The sequence below is a fragment of the Galbitalea soli genome (assembly GCF_010686725.1).
GTDB lineage: Bacteria > Actinomycetota > Actinomycetes > Actinomycetales > Microbacteriaceae > Galbitalea > Galbitalea soli.
The window spans coordinates 1-16,236 of record NZ_JAAGWZ010000005.1 but is presented as its reverse complement, the minus strand read 5'-3'; the positions used below and the strand labels follow the sequence as shown (position 1 = coordinate 16,236).

Genomic DNA, 16,236 nt, shown 5'->3' with positions numbered 1-16,236 from the left:
TCAGGCGGCGGGCCCGGCCAGTCGGGACGTGCTGCCCCGCACCACGAGGTGCGTGGCGAGATCGATCCGGCGGTCGAGCACGTCGGCGCCCTCACGCAGGCGCAGCACGAGTCGCGCGGCCTCCTCGGCCATCTTCTGCAGCGGCTGGTGGATGGTCGTGAGGCTCGGGCTCGACCACCGCGCGAGCGGCACGTCGTCGTAGCCCACGACCGAGAGGTCCTCGGGCACGCGGATTCCGCGTGCCCGAGCCGCCTCCAGCACGCCCAGGGCCTGCAGGTCGCTGCCGGCGAAGATCGCGGTCGGCCGCTCGGGGAGGTCGAGGAGGTCATCCGCCTGCTGTCGGCCGCCCTCGACGTGGAAGTCGCCGAAGCGGACGAACGCGGGGTCGACCGCGACGCCCGCCGAGTTCATCGCGGAGCGGAAGCCGTCGAGGCGGGCCAGCGAGCACATCATGTCGTCGGGCCCGGTGATCGCCGCGATGCGGGTGTGACCGAGTTCGAGAAGGTGCCGGGTCGCCGCGAGGCCGCCCGCCCAGTTGGCCGAGCCCACCGAGGGCACGCCCGGCGAGGGGTCGCCCGCGGGATCGACGATCACGAACGGGATGTCGCGGGAGCGCAGCTGCTCCTTGTGCGCGGGGGCGAGGTCGGAGAAGACGAGGACCACGCCGGCGGGGCGGCGCTGGAGAACCCCGGCGATCCACTCCGGGCCGGGAGCGTGACGGCTGCCGCTCTCCGTCAGGACGACGCTCATGTCGTTCGCCCGAGCGATATTTTCGACGCCCTTGATGATCTCCATCGACCAGGCGCTGTCGAGCTCGTGGAACACGACCTCGATGAGCGTGGAGGTGCGCCGCTCGGTTCCGCGCCGTCGGTATCCGTTCTTCTCGAGGATGCCCTCCACGCGCGCCCGCGTGCCCGAGGCCACATCCCGCCTGCCGTTGAGCACCTTGGAGATGGTCGCGATGGAGACTCCAGCCTCCTCAGCCACAGCGGAGAGGGTGACCCGGTCCGCGGGGTCGGCGCTGCGGGTCACGTCGGTCATGATCGCCAATCCTTGCACGGGAAAGTTCTATTTGTTGTTCTTGACACCAAATAGGGGAGAACGTAAGCTCCAACCATCCTAATCACTTTCGGCGATGACGTCGAAACTTTCGAGAGGCGTTCAAAGATGAACAAACGAAGCGCACGGCTCACCCGAGCCCTCGCTGCGACCGCGATTCTGGCGGTGGGAGTCGCCCTGAGCGGATGCTCGTCGAGCGGAGCGGGCGCCGCATCCGACCGCCCGGCCGGCGTCATCCACGTCGCGATCTACGGTGACACCGCCAACAAGGTCGAGCAGCAGATCGCCGACACCTTCAACAAGACCTCGAAGATCAAGGTCGTCCTCGACAAGATCCCCGGCGCGAACTACCAGCAGAAGCTCCAGACGATCATCAGCACCAAGTCGGCTCCCGATGTGTTCTTCAACTGGGGCGGCGGCAGCATCGCCCAGTTCGTGAACGCGGGACTGCTCCTGCCGCTCGACGGCTTCATCGCGCAGGACCCGAAGCTCAAGAGCTCCTTCCTGCCCTCGGTCTTCAACTCCGCCTCGATGGGCGGTCACGACTACGGCATCCCGATGCGCGGAACCCAGCCGGTCATGCTCTTCAGCAACAAGCAGGTGCTCGCGAAGTACAACATCACCCCGCCCACCACCTGGGATGAACTGCTCGCCGATGTGACGACGCTGAAGGCCGCGGGCATCACCCCGATCGCCCTCGGTGGCGCCGACCAGTGGCCGACCCTCATGTGGTACGAGTACGTCTACGACCGCGTCGCCGGCCCCCAGCTGTTCGACAAGGCCCTCGCGGGCGACAAGTCGCAGTGGACGAGCGACGCGAGCATGACCGCGCTCAAAGACATCAAGCAGCTCATCGACGCGGGCGCCTTCGGCACCAACTTCGATTCCGTCAAGTTCACCGATGGCGGCAGCCCCAAGCTCCTGCGCACCGGCAAGGCCGCGTTCGAGCTGATGGGCTCGTGGAACTACTCCACCCAGCAGGCGGCCGACCCCGCCTTCGCCGCCAAGGACCTGGGCTACAGCGCCTTCCCGTCCATCGCCGGCGGCGCGGGCAACCAGACCGACCTCGCGGGCAACACGAACAACTTCTACTCGGTGATCAAGGCGACCCGGTACCCGAACACGGTGCGCGACTTCCTGAAGCTCATGTACTCCGACGAGTTCGTGAAGGCGCAGCTCGCGATCGGCAACCTGCCGACCACGACCAACACCGTGAACTTCCTCAGCACGGCGGCCAGCCCCGACTACGCGACCTTCCAGTACAACCTGGTGAAGGACGCCAACTCGTTCCAGCTGTCGTGGGATCAGGCCTACCCGCAGACCGCATCCACCGCGATGCACACCGCGGTCGAGGGCTACTTCGCGGGACGGCTGGATGCCGCGGGATTCGCCGCGGCCATGCAGGCCCTGCCCATCAAGTAGCTCGCCCCACCGCAACAGAAACGACACGCCATGACCACGCTTGCTCAGGGCAAGCGGACCTCGCGTCGCCCGGGCGGCCCCTCCGTGGGTCGCCCGGGATTCGCCTGGGCCGTGCCCGCCACCGTCTTCTTCGGGCTCTTCGCCATCGTTCCGCTCGTCTTCGTCGCGATCCTCTCCTTCACCAGTTGGAACGGGCTCGGCACGCCGCAGTTCAACGGGGTGGATAACTGGGTCGCGCTCGCCAAAGACCCGGTGATGATTCAGAGCCTGGGGATCACGGTCGTGCTCGTGGTGCTCGGCATCGTCACCCAGACCCCGCTCAGCATCCTGCTCGGGGTCTGGGCAGCCGGGCACCAGAAGAACCGCGCGGTGCTGTCGGCGATCTGCTTCGTGCCGCTCCTCCTGTCGAGCGCCGCCATCTCGGTGCTCTGGCGGGCGCTCATCGACCCGAACTTCGGCATCCCGGGCGAGCTGCCATGGCTCTTCGGCAACGGCAACCTGCTGGGCAGCCAGGCGGGGGCGATCGGGGTTCTCACCTTCGTGGGCGGATGGCAGTTCATCCCGTTCCACACGCTCATCTATCAGGGCGCCGCCCGGGCGATCCCACCCGTGCTCTATCAGGCGGCCCAGATCGACGGGGCGGGAACCGTGCGCAGCTTCTTCAACGTCACGATCCCGCAGCTGCGCAACAGCATGATCACCTCGCTCGTGCTCATGCTCGTGGGCGGGCTGACCGCGTTCGACACGGTGCTGATCCTCACCGCCGGCGGACCGGGCACCGCGAGCACCAACACCGCCTATTACATGTATCAGAAGGCGTTCCTCGGGTTCGACTTCGGAACGGCCAGCGCGATCGCCCTCGTGCTCGCGGTCGTCGCGACCACGATCTCGCTCGTCGTCGTGCGCGCCACGGGGTACGACAAGATGCGCAGCACCCAGGAAGGCCTGTGATGAAGGCACGTCCCAACTACGCGGCGGGCGTCGGCGCGGTCATCTGGCTGGCCATCATCGCCATCCCGCTCTACGTCATGCTCCAGGCCACCTTCGAGACACAGGCCGGGTATGGGAAGACCGGCGCCCTGGGCATCCCGAACACCTTCACGTTCGAGAACTACGTGAACGCCTTCTCGGTCGGATTCGGGCACTACTTCGTGAACACCGTGATCGTCACGGTCAGCGTGGTCGCGATCGTCGTGGTGCTCGTGCCACCACTGAGCTACGCGGTCGTGCGCAACCAGAACCGGGCGACATCGCTCGTGTTCCGGCTGTTCCTGCTCGGACTCGCGATCCCGGCGCAGGCGGTCATCGTGCCGATCTTCTATCTGATCAGCCTTGCGGGTCTCTACGACAACCTCATCGGGGTGATCCTGCCGACCGCGGCCTTCGCGCTCCCGATCTGCACGCTGATCCTCAGCGGATCCATGCGCGACATCACCCCGGAGCTGTACGAGGCGATGGCGGTGGATGGCGCGAGCCCCGCGCGGGCGTTCTTCCGCCTCGCCATCCCGCTGTCGAAGGGCGGCCTGTCGACCATCATCGTGTTCTCGGCGCTGCAGGCCTGGAACGGCTTCCTCTTCCCGCTCATCCTCACGCAGTCCGACTCGAACCGTGTCATCACGCTCGGGCTCTTCAACTTCCAGACGCAGTACGGCGTCAACATCCCCGGCCTGCTGGCCGCGGTCGTGATGTCCATGGTGCCCGTGCTCCTGGTCTACCTATTCGCCCGACGGTCGCTGGTGCAGGGCCTCATGGGCGTCGGAGGCAAGTGATCCATGACCACCACAGAACCCGTCCGCGTGCTCCCCTGGCGTGACCCCGCCCTCCCGGTCGCGACGCGAGTCGACGCTCTCGTTGCCGCGATGACACTCGAGGAGAAGGTCGCCCAGCTCTACGGAGTGTGGGTGGGCGCCGATGGCGACGGCGGCGAGGTCGCCCCGCACCAGCACGAGATGGACGACGAGATCGACCTCGACGAACTGCTGCCGAGGGGTCTGGGCCAGCTGACCCGCCCCTTCGGCAGCGCGCCCGTCGACCCTGCGCTGGGTGCGCTCTCCCTCATGCGCACGCAGGAGCGGATCGTGGCCGGCAGCCGATTCGGAATCCCCGCGATCGCTCATGAGGAGTGCCTCGCGGGTTTCGCGGCCTGGGGCGCGACCGCGTACCCCGTTCCGCTCGCCTGGGGAGCGTCCTTCAACCCCACGCTCGTGAAACGCATGGCGCAGCTGATCGGCGAGGACATGCGGGCGGTGGGCGTGCATCAGGGACTCGCACCCGTGCTCGACGTCGTGCGCGACGCGCGCTGGGGACGGGTGGAGGAGACCATCGGCGAGGACCCCTATCTCGTCGGAACTGTCGCGACCGCCTATGTCCAGGGCCTCGAGGAGGCCGGAATCGTCGCCACCCTCAAGCACTTCGCCGGATACTCGGCCTCCCGCGCGGGTCGCAATCTCGCCCCGGTCTCGATCGGGCCGCGCGAGCTGGCCGACGTCATCCTCCCGCCCTTCGAGATGGCGGTGCGCGAGAGCGGCGTCCGCTCGGTCATGCACGCGTACACCGACCTGGATGGCGTGCCCTCCGCGGCGGATGCCTCGCTGCTGACCACGCTGCTGCGCGACACCTGGGGCTTCGAGGGCACGGTCGTCGCCGACTACTTCGGGATCGCCTTCCTGCACACCCTGCACCGCATCGCCGAGGACTGGGGAGGCGCGGCCGCGGCGGCGCTCGGCGCCGGCGTCGACGTCGAGCTGCCGACGGTCAAGACCTTCGGCGCTCCGCTCCTGGCGGCGGTGCGCGACGGTCGCCTCGACGAGGCCCTCGTGGATCGCGCACTTCGCCGCGTGCTGGCACAGAAGGTGGAGCTCGGGCTGCTCGATCCGGACTGGAGCCCGCGGCCGGCCGCGCTGGGCGAGGCCAGCGACGATGAGAGCGTGCGCGGCAGCGTCGACCTCGACAGTGCCGCCGGACGCGCCATCGCCCGCACGCTCGCCGAGCAGTCGATCGTGCTGCTGTCGAACGATGGCACCCTTCCGCTCGCTCCCGAGCGCGCACTGCGCATCGCCCTCATCGGCCCCAACGCGGACGAGCCGATGGCCGTGCTGGGCTGCTACTCGTTTCCGGCGCACGTCGGCGTGCAGCATCCGGGAGTTCCGCTGGGGATCGTGCTGCCCACTCTTGCGGACGCCGTGCGCGCCGAATTCCCCCACGCGACCGTCACCGTCGAGCAGGGCACGACTGTGGACGGGGGCGAGACCGACTTCGGGCCGGCCCGTGCCGCGGCAGCCGCGGCCGACGTCGTGCTCCTCGCGCTCGGCGACCGCGCGGGACTCTTCGGGCGCGGAACGAGCGGAGAGGGCTGCGACGCCGAGTCGCTGGCCCTGCCCGGTGCGCAGCAGCAGCTGCTGGATGCCCTCCTCACCACCCCCACGCCCGTGATCGTGACCCTGCTCTCCGGCCGCCCCTACGCCCTGGGCCGTGCCGCCAGCGATGCGGCCGCGATCGTGCAGACCTTCTTCCCCGGCGAGGAGGGTACCGGAGCGATCGCCGGCGTGCTGAGCGGACGGGTGAACCCGAGCGGCCGGCTCCCGGTCAGCGTTCCGGGTCATCCCGGTGCTCAGCCCTCCACCTACCTGGCCTCCCCGCTCGCCTCGCGCAGCGGCGTCTCCAACATCGATCCGACGGCCGCCTTCGCCTTCGGCCACGGGCTGTCGTACAGCGCGGTCGAGTGGTCGGATCTCGCGGTCTCCGCCGAGGAGATCGCAACGGACGGACGGGTCGAGCTCGCCCTCACCGTGCGCAACGAGAGCGATCGTGCCACGGTGGAGGTCGTGCAGCTGTACCTCTCCGACCCGGTGGCGAGCGTGGTGCGCCCCGTCCGACGTCTCATCGGGTACCAGCGGGTGGAGCTGGCCGCCGGGGAGCGTCGGCGGATCCGCGTCACCGTCGCCGCAGACCTCGCGGCCTTCACCGGGCGCGACGGGCGCCGCGTCGTGGAGCCGGGCGCGGTCGTGCTGGGGTTCGGGCGGTCGAGTGCGGCGATCGAGTGGGAGGCGCGGGTCATCCTGACCGGTGCGGAGCGTGTGGTCGACCACCGCCGCGAGCTGCACGCGCGATTCGAGTGAACCCGGTGCTGCCGGGCTGCCACCCGGATCCGAGTGTCGTGCGCGTGGGCGCGGATTACTACCTCGTCACCTCGACGTTCGAGTACTTCCCGGGCCTGCCACTCTTCCACAGCACCGACCTCGAGCGGTGGGCGCCGATCGGCCACGCCATCGACCGGGCCGACCAGCTCGACCTGTCGACCGTTCCCGCCTCCGGTGGGCTGTTCGCGCCGACCATCCGTCACCACGACGGCACCTTCTTCATCGTGAACACACTGGTGGCGGGCAGCGGTCGCCAGGGCACTTTTGTCATCACGGCGACCGACCCCGCGGGCGACTGGTCGGATCCGGTCTGGCTCGACGACGCACCCGGCATCGACCCCTCGCTGTTCTTCGACGACGACGGGCGAGCCTGGATCTGCGGCACGGAGCTCGCGAGCCCCGGTCTCTGGGAGGGCCAGACCGAGGTCTGGCTGAGCGAGTTCGACCCCGTGGCTCTCCGGCTCATCGGGCCCCGGCACCCCATCTGGCACGGCGCGCTGCACGGTGCGGTCTGGGCCGAGGGGCCTCACCTCTACCGTGTGGATGACCGCTACTACCTGCTCGCCGCCGAGGGCGGCACCGAGCGCAACCACGCCGTCTGCATCGCCGTCGCCGAGACGGTCACCGGCCCCTACCGCGGCGACCCGGCGAACCCGGTGCTCACCCACCGCCACCTGGGCCGCTCCGCAGGAATCGTCGGGGTCGGTCACGCCGAGCTCGTGGAGACGCCCGCCGGAGGGTGGGCGGCGTTCCTGCTCGCGACACGGGCGGTACCGACGAGCGATGCGCGGGTCGCGCCCGGGGACGCTGCGCCTGCGCCGGAGGTCGCTGCCCCGGCACCGAGGGGCGCGGCCGTTGTGCAGGGCTCACCCGCCGAGCGCACGGGCTCCACGCTCGGCCGCGAGACCGTCCGCGTCGCGGTCGCCTGGGAAGACGGCTGGCCGGTGTTCGCCCCCGGCGTCGGCCTCGTCGTGGCCGAGCCCTCGCCCGACGTCGCGGTGCACGACGACTTCGATGACGCGACGCTCGCCCCCGAGTGGACCCTCGTGCGCACGAGCACCGAGTCCCGCTACGACCTCGGCGCGCGGCCCGGCTTCCTGCGATTGCCCGCGCGCGCCGCGACACTCACCGCGGTCGGCGCGCCGGCGTTCGTGGGTCGCCGCCAGCAGCACCTTCGCGCAACCCTCACGGCGCGCGTCGAGTTCGCCCCGGGCGGCGCGGGGGCGGGAGCCGGAGCGGATGCGGGGGCGGGCGCGACCGCCGGGCTCGCCGTTCGCCAGTCAGAGAGCGCGCAGCTGCGCCTCGAGCTCGATGCCAGGGGCAGCGTGCGGGCGGTCATCCGTGCCGACGACCGCGACACGCTACTGGGCAGTGTGCGCGCCGACCGACTCGACGCGAGCTTCGCGGCGACGCTCTCGATTCGCCTCGATGGTTTCGACGCGACCTTCGTCGTCGACGGCGTCGACCTCGCGCGCTGCTCGACCCTGGCCCTGTCCTCCGAGCACGCCGGGGGCTTTCTGGGGGTGTGGATGGGGGCATTCGCGAGCGGCAACGGGAGCGACTCCCCCGCCACGCTCGATGTCGACTGGATGCGGTACGACGGCAGCGATCTCTGATCGCCCCCGCGTCGCCTAGCATCGGACACCATGGGGCCGACATCGCGGGCGCGGGGGGCGGATGCCCGTGCCCGGGCGTTTGCGCGACGGCTGCCGGTGATCCTCGCCGAGGCCGCGGGCCTGCTGGTCGCCCTCGCGATCGCGGCGGTGGTCGTGGCGAACGTCGCCGACTCGCCGCGCGCGTTTCTCCTCTATTACGACGGCGACTCGGTGCTCCCGGCTCTCGTGCGCGGTTCTCTGGCGGCGGGGCAGCCGCAGGACTGGGCGATGTCGACGGTGCTGTTCCTGCCGGAGCTCACCGTGTACCTCGCGCTGTCGGCCGTCGGGCTGGGCGTGAAGGCGGCCTTCGCCGCGGGTGCGGTCGTGAACCTCGCCGCGCTGTATGCGGCGCTCCGCTACATGGAGAGTGGCACTCCCCACTTGCCACGCGCGCGGTTCGCCGCGGGTGCGGGCGGTCACACCCTCGCCGCCGCGACCCACGGCCTCGCGCGGCGCCTCCCCCGCATCGCTGCCACCCTCGCCGCCTTCGCGGTCTTCGCCGGCCTCGCGCTCACCGAGACGAGCGCCGATCGCAACGCCCTCGAACTCGCCTCACTCCTCACCACCTCCACGTACTACAGCGCCACCGTGATCGCTCTCGTCGTCATCGTCGGGCTCGTGCTCCGCACCCTGCGCGGCGGGGGCCGCCGACATCGCTCCGCCGTGACCGGAGCACTCGCGGCGGTCACCGGATTCGCCACGCTCAGCAATCCGATCGTGATCGCGTGGGCGGTCGTGCCCGTGGTGGTCGTGCTGGGGATTCTCGGGGCGGCGCGCATCGTGCGCTGGGAATCCCTCGGCCGCGCGCTCGCGGGGCTCGCCTCGGGGGTCGCCTCGGGGCTGCTGCTGCGGATCCCGCTCGCGCACTACATCACCGAGAGTGCCTCCGACGCCGTGCGCTGGGGCCACGCCGGCGAGTCGGCGGCCTACTACGGCGCGCTGCTCGCGGCCAGGTTCGCCACTCCCGCCGGGGCGGTGGAGGCGGCGATCGTCGCGGGCCTCGTCGCGACGTGCGCGGTGGTGTTCGTGATCGCCCTCCGCCGGGGCGGGGGGATGACCGCGGCAGGCACTCGCTCCGAACTCGCCCTCGTCGCGGGCCTCGGCGTCATCGCGCCGCTCGGATCGATCGTGGGGGCGATCCTGCTCGGCACTCTGGCCGCGCGCTACCTGCAGCCGGTGGTCGCCGCGCCCGTGCTGCTGATTGCGGCCCTCCCCGCGCTCGGTTCAGCTCGTCGTCACTCGACCCGGCGCCGCGTCGGGCGTGCCGGCGGGGCGGGTGCCCGCGCTCTTCGCGTCGCTGTCGCCGCCCTCGCCTCGGTCGCTGCCGTCGCGGCACTCGGCGCCGGCAGCGGAGCAGTGCCCCGCATCGTCGCATCGGTGCGCGACGCGGATTCCTCCGTGCGGTGCGTCGACGACTGGGTGAACCAGGCCGGGGTGCGCGGGGCCGGCACCTACTGGACGGTGCGCGCCCCCAAGGCCTACGCGAGCGACCCGAGGATGCTCGTGCAGATCGATGCCGACCTCAATGGCTATGCCTGGCTCGTCGACCGCGCCGACTACCCCGCCGGGGCGATCTCCTTCCTGGTCATCGACGCGCAGTCGACCATCCCGCACCCCCTCGACCTGGCACCCATTCGCCCACCGACGATCTCGTGCGGTCGCTACACGATCGTCGACTACCGCGCTCACCCGCTGCACCTGGGGCCGACGCACTCGTGAGCCCGGCGCGCGAGGGCTGTCAGATAAATTGCACACAATTCAATCGCGCACACTGTGATAGCGTGATCCCATGCCCACGATCGACGCCCCCGCGCCGCTGCTCGACGAGCAGATCTGCTTCGCGCTCTACTCCGCGTCGCGCGCGATCACCGGCCGGTACCGCGCCCTGCTGGAGCCGCTGCAGCTGACCTACCCGCAATATCTCGTGATGCTCGCGCTCTGGGAGCGCGAGCCCGTCACCGTGTCGGAGCTGGGCGACCGCCTGCACCTCGACTCGGGCACGCTGTCGCCGCTGCTCAAGCGACTGGAGCTCGCGGGCCTCGTCGACCGCCACCGCGTGCCGAGTGACGAGCGCTCGGTGGAGATCTCGCTCACCGCGGCGGGCGGCGCGCTCCGCGAGAAGGCGACGGGGATTCCCGAACTGCTGTGCGCATCCACCGGGCTCGATCTCGACGCGATCGTGCGTCTGCGCGACGAACTCTCCCTGCTCGCCGGCGCGGTGCGCGCCGCCTCCTGACCCCCACTCCGCTTACCCCTCCCCAGAGAGACGGCACTCCGCTGCCTCCGAACGACAGAAAGTGAAGCACCATGCCAACACGTACCTCTCGCACCGCCTGGGCCGGATCGCTCGAGACCGGCTCCGGCCAAGTCGAGCTCACCAGCTCGCAGCTCGGCACCTATGACGTCTCCTTCCCCCGTCGCGCGGCGGACTCCGCCGACGGATTCACGAGCCCCGAGGAACTGCTCGGTGCCGCGCACTCGTCCTGCTACGCCATGCAGCTCTCGGCTCTGCTCGGCGCCGCGGGCGGCACGATCCACGCGCTGGACGTGCAGGCCGACGTGACCCTCGGTCCCGACCCGGCCGGTGGCTTCCACCTCACCGGGATCCTCCTCACCGTGCGCGGCGAGGTCGATGGCGTCGACAGCGAGGGCTTCCTCGCGGCGGCCAACGAGGCGAAGGCCGGCTGCCCGATCAGCAAGGCGCTCACCGGTGTGACGATCACGCTGGATGCGGCACTCGAGAGCTGATCATCCTGTCCCATCGACGCCGGCCCGGGTTCACGCCCGGGTCGGCGTCGCCCGTTCCGCACCGTGTGCCGTCGTGGCCTCAGGCCTCGTAGACCTCGAGCGGGAGGCCATCGGGGTCGCGGAAGAAGAACATCGCCTTGTGGGTGTTGGGGTCGGTGCGCAGCTCCTCGCAGGGAACCCCGCGGGCGATGAGCTCATCCCGCGCGGCGGGCACGTCCGCGACGGCGAACGCGAGGTGGCGGAGACCCAGCGCCTCCGGGCCGGATGCACGGGGCGGCGTGTCGGGGAACGTGAACAGCTCGAGGATGTACTGCCCGCCCAGCGACAGCTTGCCCATCCACGAGAGCCGCTCCGCCCGGTAGTACTCGGCGTCGAGCGCGAACCCGAGGATTCCCGTGTAGAACGCCTTCGACCGCTCGTAGTCGCTCGCGATGACGGCGATGTGGTGAACCCCGATGATCTGCATGGGTCCAGCCTGCCGCATCGTCGTCAGTCGGGGGTGTGCTCGCGTGCGAGGCGGGCGCCGGCTGCGTGCAGCCAGCGGCGGGCATCCGCCATCGCCGCCTCTGTGCTGCCGGCGAGCGTGACGAGGTCGAGTCGCGCCGCGATCGGGAGCGCCGAGGGCCAGTCACGCACCGAGTCCTGACCCGCGACGACCGCCACGGGGACAGCCCGCTCGGCCGCCCGGGCGAGCACGCGACCGACGACCTTCCCCGCGAAGGACTGGCTGTCGAAGCGGCCCTCCCCGGTGATCACGATCGATGCGTCGTGCAGTGCCGCGGGGAGCCCGGTGAGCTCGGCGACATAGTCTGCCCCGGCCCGCATCCCGGCTCCCCAGGCAGAGGCCAGACCGAAGGCGGTCCCTCCCGCGGCTCCCGCACCCGGCGCCTCCGGATGACCGCCCAACACCGTCGCGAAGCGGCCGAGTGCCGCGTCGAGCCGATCGACGTCGTCGGGGGAGGCGCCCTTCTGGGGCCCGAAGACGGCCGCCGCGCCGTCCGGTCCGAGGAGCGGCGAGGTCACGTCGGTGAGCAGCACGACGCCCCCCGCGGGCGCGGCGACGAGCGCGGTCAGGTCGATGCTGGCCAGCCGCGCGAGGGAGGCGCCCCCGCGATCGAGCTCGGCGTGGCGCGCATCGAGCAGCCGCGCGCCGAGTGCCACGAGTGCTCCCGCGCCACCGTCGGTCGAGGCGGAGCCACCGAGCGCGACCACCACGCGGGGCGCGCCGGCCGCGACCGCTGCGCGCAGCACCTGCCCGAGTCCGACGGTCGTCGCGCCCGCCGCGTCCAGGCGCTGCATGAGCGGGAGGCCGCTCATCTGCGCGAGCTCCACCACCGCGGTGCCGTCCGCCAGTCGCAGCCACTCCCCCTGCGTCGGGCGTCCGTCCGGCCCGGTCACCAGCCCGACCGCGACCCGCTCGGCACCCGGCGACGACGCCTCGACCGCGTCGAGGGTGCCCTCGCCGCCATCCGCCTGCGGCAGCAGAACGAGCCGGTCGGATGACCGCACCGAACGCCACCCGTCGGCGAGCGCCTCTGCCACCTCCCCCGCGGCGAGTGATCCCTTGAACGAATCGGGCGCGATGACGACGGTGTGAGGCACCCGGCCAGCGTATCCAGTCACGGGAGTGTCGCTCTCGCAGAGAATTTGCAAATTATTACTCGACTTCGATACCCGGCTCCGGTTAGCGTGTCTCTGCCCAACAAGACATATTCACTCTATGAAGGAAGATTTCATGAAGTTGATCACGAAGGTCGCATCAGCGACCGCCCTGACCGCCGGTCTGTGTTTCGTCGGCGGCGCCGCGTTCGCAGGAACCAGCTACTCCTCGTTCGACGCCATCGTGCCCGGTGCGCAACAGCAGTGGGATTCCTCGAACCAGTCCAAGTCGGGGACGAACGCCGCTGCAAATCTGGTGCTCTCGAACGTGGGGTCGACCTACAAAGTGAACGCACGCATCTGCAATCAGGCCGAAACGTGCGCGGCTGAGAAGACCGGGCTCGGGGATGGCTGGTCGGGGTCGCTGAGCGCGGGATTCCTGGCCGGGACGAGCGTTCACCTGCAACTCCACACATCGATCTGGACGCTCGTCCGCGTCGAAGCCATCGGCAAGTGGCGAAGCAACTGAGAAGAGCAACCCGCCCTTACCAGTACCTGCTCGCCTCGGCGCTGGTGGGCATTCCGGTCGCGGCGATGGTGGGTGCGCGCGGCAGCGTCCAGTTCGAGAACAACGCGAGCGTCTTCGCGCTCGGATTCTCCTCGCCAGCACTGATCCTCACCCCGGTCGTTCTCGTGCTCCTGAGCTGCCTTCGGTTCGATCAGGAGTTGTCACACCGGTACTCCTCCACCATCCGCATCCGCGAGGGTGCGCGCTCCTACCTCGCGCGCACCCTCGTGCGTGCCGCGGGAGCGGCCTTTGTCACCGGTTTTCTTCTGGTCGCGGTCAGCGGCATCGTCGCGTTCTGGCTCTGGCCGCTCGTTGGCGACCCGGGTGTCGATTTCGCCACCTACTTCCCGAGCGACACCCCTGTCACAGCGGCCGCAGTCGCCGAGTACTCCTACCATCAGCTGACCTACTCTTTCCTGCTCCGTTACGGCTGGCCGGCCTTCGTGGGCGCGCTTGCGATCGGAACGGGAGTCGGCGGTGCGGCATTCGCGGTCGCCGGGGTCACGGCCCTTCTCGTGGTGCGCAACCGGATTCTTGCGCTCGCGGCTCCATTCCTCATCAGCTTTCTCGAGACGCTGGTGGCGGCGCTGGCTGGCCACCCCGAGTACGGCCTCCAATACTCGTTCTTCCCAACTGGTCTGGCGACTCAACTCCCCCTCGTCGGACTTGCTCCGATGGGTCTCTTCACCCTCGCCACGGCCGGAGCCGTCGCCATCCTCCTCGTGCGAGCGCCGACGCTGGAGAGGTTGTCGTGAGCGCGTTGCTCGCCCGCTTCGCGACGCCGCAAATGGTGTTGCTCGCAGCGATCGAGGTCGGATACGGCTGGCAGACCCGATCCCTCGAGTTGCAGCGCAGTCGCCTAACGCCATCCTTCTGGCAGGTCGTACTCGTCGACCTCTGCGATCCGTACTTTGTCAGCTTCACCCTGCTGACTCTGTGGAGCCTGTACCTCGTCGCCCGCCGCCCTCTCACGGCCGACCTGGCGGCGCTGCTGAGGCACGGCAGCTACCGCGCCACTCTCCGCCACTCTCTGGCTGGGGGCCTGCAGTGGAGCGGAGTCGGCGCGGTCGTCACGCTTCTCGCCAGCGTCGCGACTGCGGTCGGCCTGCCCTCGACACCTGGGCCGCACATGCCCGAGGGGATCTCCGCGCTGACTGCTGCGGGGTGGATGCCCGGTGTTGCACTACTCGCTCAGCTCGCGCTCCTCGTCTTCACCTTCACGGCCCTGAACGCCCTTGCCGTCGCGGTGGAGATGCTGACGGGGCGGCGGTGGGTCGTCGCCACCGTCGTCTGCGCGATCTGGCTGTACGCCGAGGTCTCGTGTCTCGGGCTGATGCCGGCCGGTGACCCACTGAGCGCGGGCGCATTCCTCAACATCGCATTCATCGCCGAGAGCCCCGGCGCCGGTGCCGCAGCGCTCCTTGCCAACGCATTCACGCTGCTCATCGCGGCTCTCGTCGCCCTCGGACGCGATGGAGGGTTCCGGGGACCGAAACTCGCACCGCATTGGTATTGGTACATCGCAGTGTCCGCGGGGGCCCTCGTCCTCAGCTGTGCGATGGCACCGCGAGCGGCTGTGAGTGATGTCGTCTCGTTCGTGCTCTGGGGAAGCGGGGGAACCGCCCTGCAGAGCGCCGTGATCTCGACGGTCTTCCTCGGGTTCGCGCTCTCCTGGCAGCTAGACGGAGGCACAAGAAGTGGTGTCGCCCTGCTGGAACTGGTGCGACATGGTTCGACCGGCCGCTGGGCCATCGCGCAGGTACGGCACGCCGCCCGGGCGACGGCCCTCTTCGTCGTCGTTCTCAGCGCGAGCGTCACCACAATGGCTGTCGTCGGGCGTTCTGGCCCGGGCCCCGCGCGAGCCGAGCCCTTGCTCATCATCTACCACTTGCTCGTGAACGGGTTTCTGCAATCGCTCGTCGTGATCATGCTGTGTGGAGCTGTCGTGTGGATCGTGGGATCGAGCCTCGGGGGCCTCATCACCCTCGGGGTGCTGGTGCTGTGTGACGCCACTCCGCTTCCGCCCGTCGTTCCCTTTGGACACGCGGGACTGTCGGTCGCCGCAGGGGGCATCGACGACGTCCTTGCCGTCACCATCGGTCTGGTGCTCTGCGCCGCCGCGATCACCGCTGTCTTCGCGGCCCACACCCGTCTTGTGCGGACGGCCCTCTGAAAGGAATGCCAATGGCAGTCGTTGAACTTATCGACGTATCGAAGCGGTTCCACGGGAACGTGCTCTTCGACTCCGCCTCTCTCAGCATCGCCGAGGGGCGCACGTACGCGATCGTCGGACCGAACGGATCGGGCAAATCCGTCCTTTTCAAGATGATCTGCGGGTTCCAGCGGCCGGACCTCGGAGAAATACGAATCGATCGCCGATTCCTCTCCGAGAAACGCACCTTCCCAGCCGATTTCGGCGTCATCATCGATGGACCCGCCTATCTTCCTTTCGAGACCGGGCTGGAGAATCTGCTGCGGCTCACTGCCATCAGGAAGTTGGTGAGCGACATCGACGTGCGCGAGACGATGCGCGCCGTCGGTCTCGACCCCGATCTGCGCGAGCGCGTGCGTCGATACTCGCTCGGCATGAAACAGAAGCTCGCACTCGCTCAGGCGCTGATGGAGCGTCCAAAGGTGCTGCTTCTCGACGAACCCTTCAACGCACTCGACACGCCCAGCGTCGATCGGGCGATGGATCTACTCCTCGATCAGAAACGATCGGGCACCACCATCATCTTCACCAGCCACGACCGGTCCCACGTTGATCGACTCAGCGACGAGGTGGTCGTTGTCGCCGGCGGCAAGCTCGTCCCCGAGGCCTAGGCCGGCGGCCCGCTTGCACCACCCGCTCTGAGAAAGAGGAAAGGCCCCAACCTTAGGTTGGAGCCTGACTTCCCTAGAAGGATGCGGTGCGCGAGGGGGTGTCTGGGTTCAGGACATAGGAAACCGGTGTGTCAGGACATAGGAAACCCTGCACCGGTCACGATGACGGATGACGATCGCCCGACTGGTTATCACCGCCGTTATCCTCGAGGGCCGCACCCAG

General features: G+C 69.5%; 15 protein-coding genes. 12 read left to right on the top strand and 3 right to left on the bottom strand.

The window, feature by feature from the left end; translation table 11 throughout:
• Positions 1-1,041, bottom strand: coding sequence for a LacI family DNA-binding transcriptional regulator (locus G3T37_RS13745; protein ID WP_163474482.1), 1,041 nt, complete (start codon positions 1,039-1,041; stop codon positions 1-3).
• Positions 1,042-1,167: 126 nt separating this feature from the next.
• Here G3T37_RS13745 and G3T37_RS13740 point away from each other — a divergent pair, with 126 nt between their 5' ends.
• The 8 genes from G3T37_RS13740 (at position 1,168) to G3T37_RS13705 (ending at position 11,023) form a co-directional block, all read left to right on the top strand.
• On the top strand, positions 1,168-2,481 hold the full coding sequence (locus G3T37_RS13740; RefSeq protein WP_163474481.1) for an ABC transporter substrate-binding protein: 1,314 nt from the start codon (positions 1,168-1,170) through the stop codon (positions 2,479-2,481).
• A gap of 30 nt (positions 2,482-2,511) precedes the next feature.
• Complete coding sequence (locus tag G3T37_RS13735; protein WP_163474480.1) at positions 2,512-3,432, top strand: carbohydrate ABC transporter permease; 921 nt, start codon at positions 2,512-2,514, stop codon at positions 3,430-3,432.
• Positions 3,432-4,250 carry a carbohydrate ABC transporter permease gene (locus G3T37_RS13730; protein WP_163474479.1) on the top strand — a complete coding sequence of 273 codons (819 nt, stop codon included), beginning with the start codon at positions 3,432-3,434 and terminating at the stop codon, positions 4,248-4,250. Before G3T37_RS13735 ends, G3T37_RS13730 begins: the two co-directional genes overlap by 1 nt.
• Positions 4,251-4,253: 3 nt before the next feature.
• Entirely contained in the window at positions 4,254-6,599 is a 2,346-nt protein-coding gene (locus G3T37_RS13725; protein WP_163474478.1) for a beta-xylosidase/alpha-l-arabinosidase, read from the top strand.
• Positions 6,521-8,236, top strand: a complete 1,716-nt coding sequence (locus G3T37_RS13720; protein WP_422110989.1) for a glycoside hydrolase family 43 protein — start codon at positions 6,521-6,523, stop codon at positions 8,234-8,236. The genes G3T37_RS13725 and G3T37_RS13720 overlap by 79 nt, the downstream gene beginning before the upstream one ends.
• Positions 8,237-8,266: 30 nt before the next feature.
• The gene (locus G3T37_RS13715) at positions 8,267-9,994 is read left to right on the top strand and encodes a hypothetical protein (protein ID WP_163474477.1); all 1,728 of its coding nucleotides are present in this window, start codon (positions 8,267-8,269) and stop codon (positions 9,992-9,994) included.
• Between the two features lie 70 nt (positions 9,995-10,064).
• Entirely contained in the window at positions 10,065-10,511 is a 447-nt protein-coding gene (locus G3T37_RS13710; protein ID WP_163474476.1) for a MarR family winged helix-turn-helix transcriptional regulator, read from the top strand.
• 71 nt (positions 10,512-10,582) lie between these two features.
• The gene (locus tag G3T37_RS13705; protein WP_163474475.1) at positions 10,583-11,023 is read left to right on the top strand and encodes an OsmC family peroxiredoxin; all 441 of its coding nucleotides are present in this window, start codon (positions 10,583-10,585) and stop codon (positions 11,021-11,023) included.
• A 79-nt stretch (positions 11,024-11,102) separates the two neighbouring features.
• On the opposite strand, the gene G3T37_RS13700 is transcribed toward G3T37_RS13705, so the two are convergent.
• Both G3T37_RS13700 and G3T37_RS13695 read right to left on the bottom strand, forming a co-directional pair.
• On the bottom strand, positions 11,103-11,489 hold the full coding sequence (locus G3T37_RS13700) for a VOC family protein (RefSeq protein ID WP_163474474.1): 387 nt from the start codon (positions 11,487-11,489) through the stop codon (positions 11,103-11,105).
• A gap of 23 nt (positions 11,490-11,512) precedes the next feature.
• Entirely contained in the window at positions 11,513-12,625 is a 1,113-nt protein-coding gene (locus G3T37_RS13695) for a glycerate kinase (protein WP_163474473.1), read from the bottom strand.
• 133 nt (positions 12,626-12,758) lie between these two features.
• Between G3T37_RS13695 and G3T37_RS13690 the strand changes: the two genes are divergently transcribed.
• Genes G3T37_RS13690 through G3T37_RS13675 form a run of 4 tightly spaced genes read left to right on the top strand, consistent with a single transcriptional unit; the run spans position 12,759 to position 16,013 of the window.
• Positions 12,759-13,151, top strand: a complete 393-nt coding sequence (locus tag G3T37_RS13690) for a hypothetical protein (RefSeq protein WP_163474472.1) — start codon at positions 12,759-12,761, stop codon at positions 13,149-13,151.
• Positions 13,136-13,945, top strand: coding sequence for a hypothetical protein (locus G3T37_RS13685; protein WP_163474471.1), 810 nt, complete (start codon positions 13,136-13,138; stop codon positions 13,943-13,945). Before G3T37_RS13690 ends, G3T37_RS13685 begins: the two co-directional genes overlap by 16 nt.
• Complete coding sequence (locus G3T37_RS13680) at positions 13,942-15,363, top strand: hypothetical protein (protein ID WP_163474470.1); 1,422 nt, start codon at positions 13,942-13,944, stop codon at positions 15,361-15,363. The genes G3T37_RS13685 and G3T37_RS13680 overlap by 4 nt, the downstream gene beginning before the upstream one ends.
• A gap of 11 nt (positions 15,364-15,374) precedes the next feature.
• Positions 15,375-16,013, top strand: coding sequence for an ABC transporter ATP-binding protein (locus G3T37_RS13675; protein ID WP_163474469.1), 639 nt, complete (start codon positions 15,375-15,377; stop codon positions 16,011-16,013).
• Positions 16,014-16,236 lie beyond the last annotated feature (223 nt).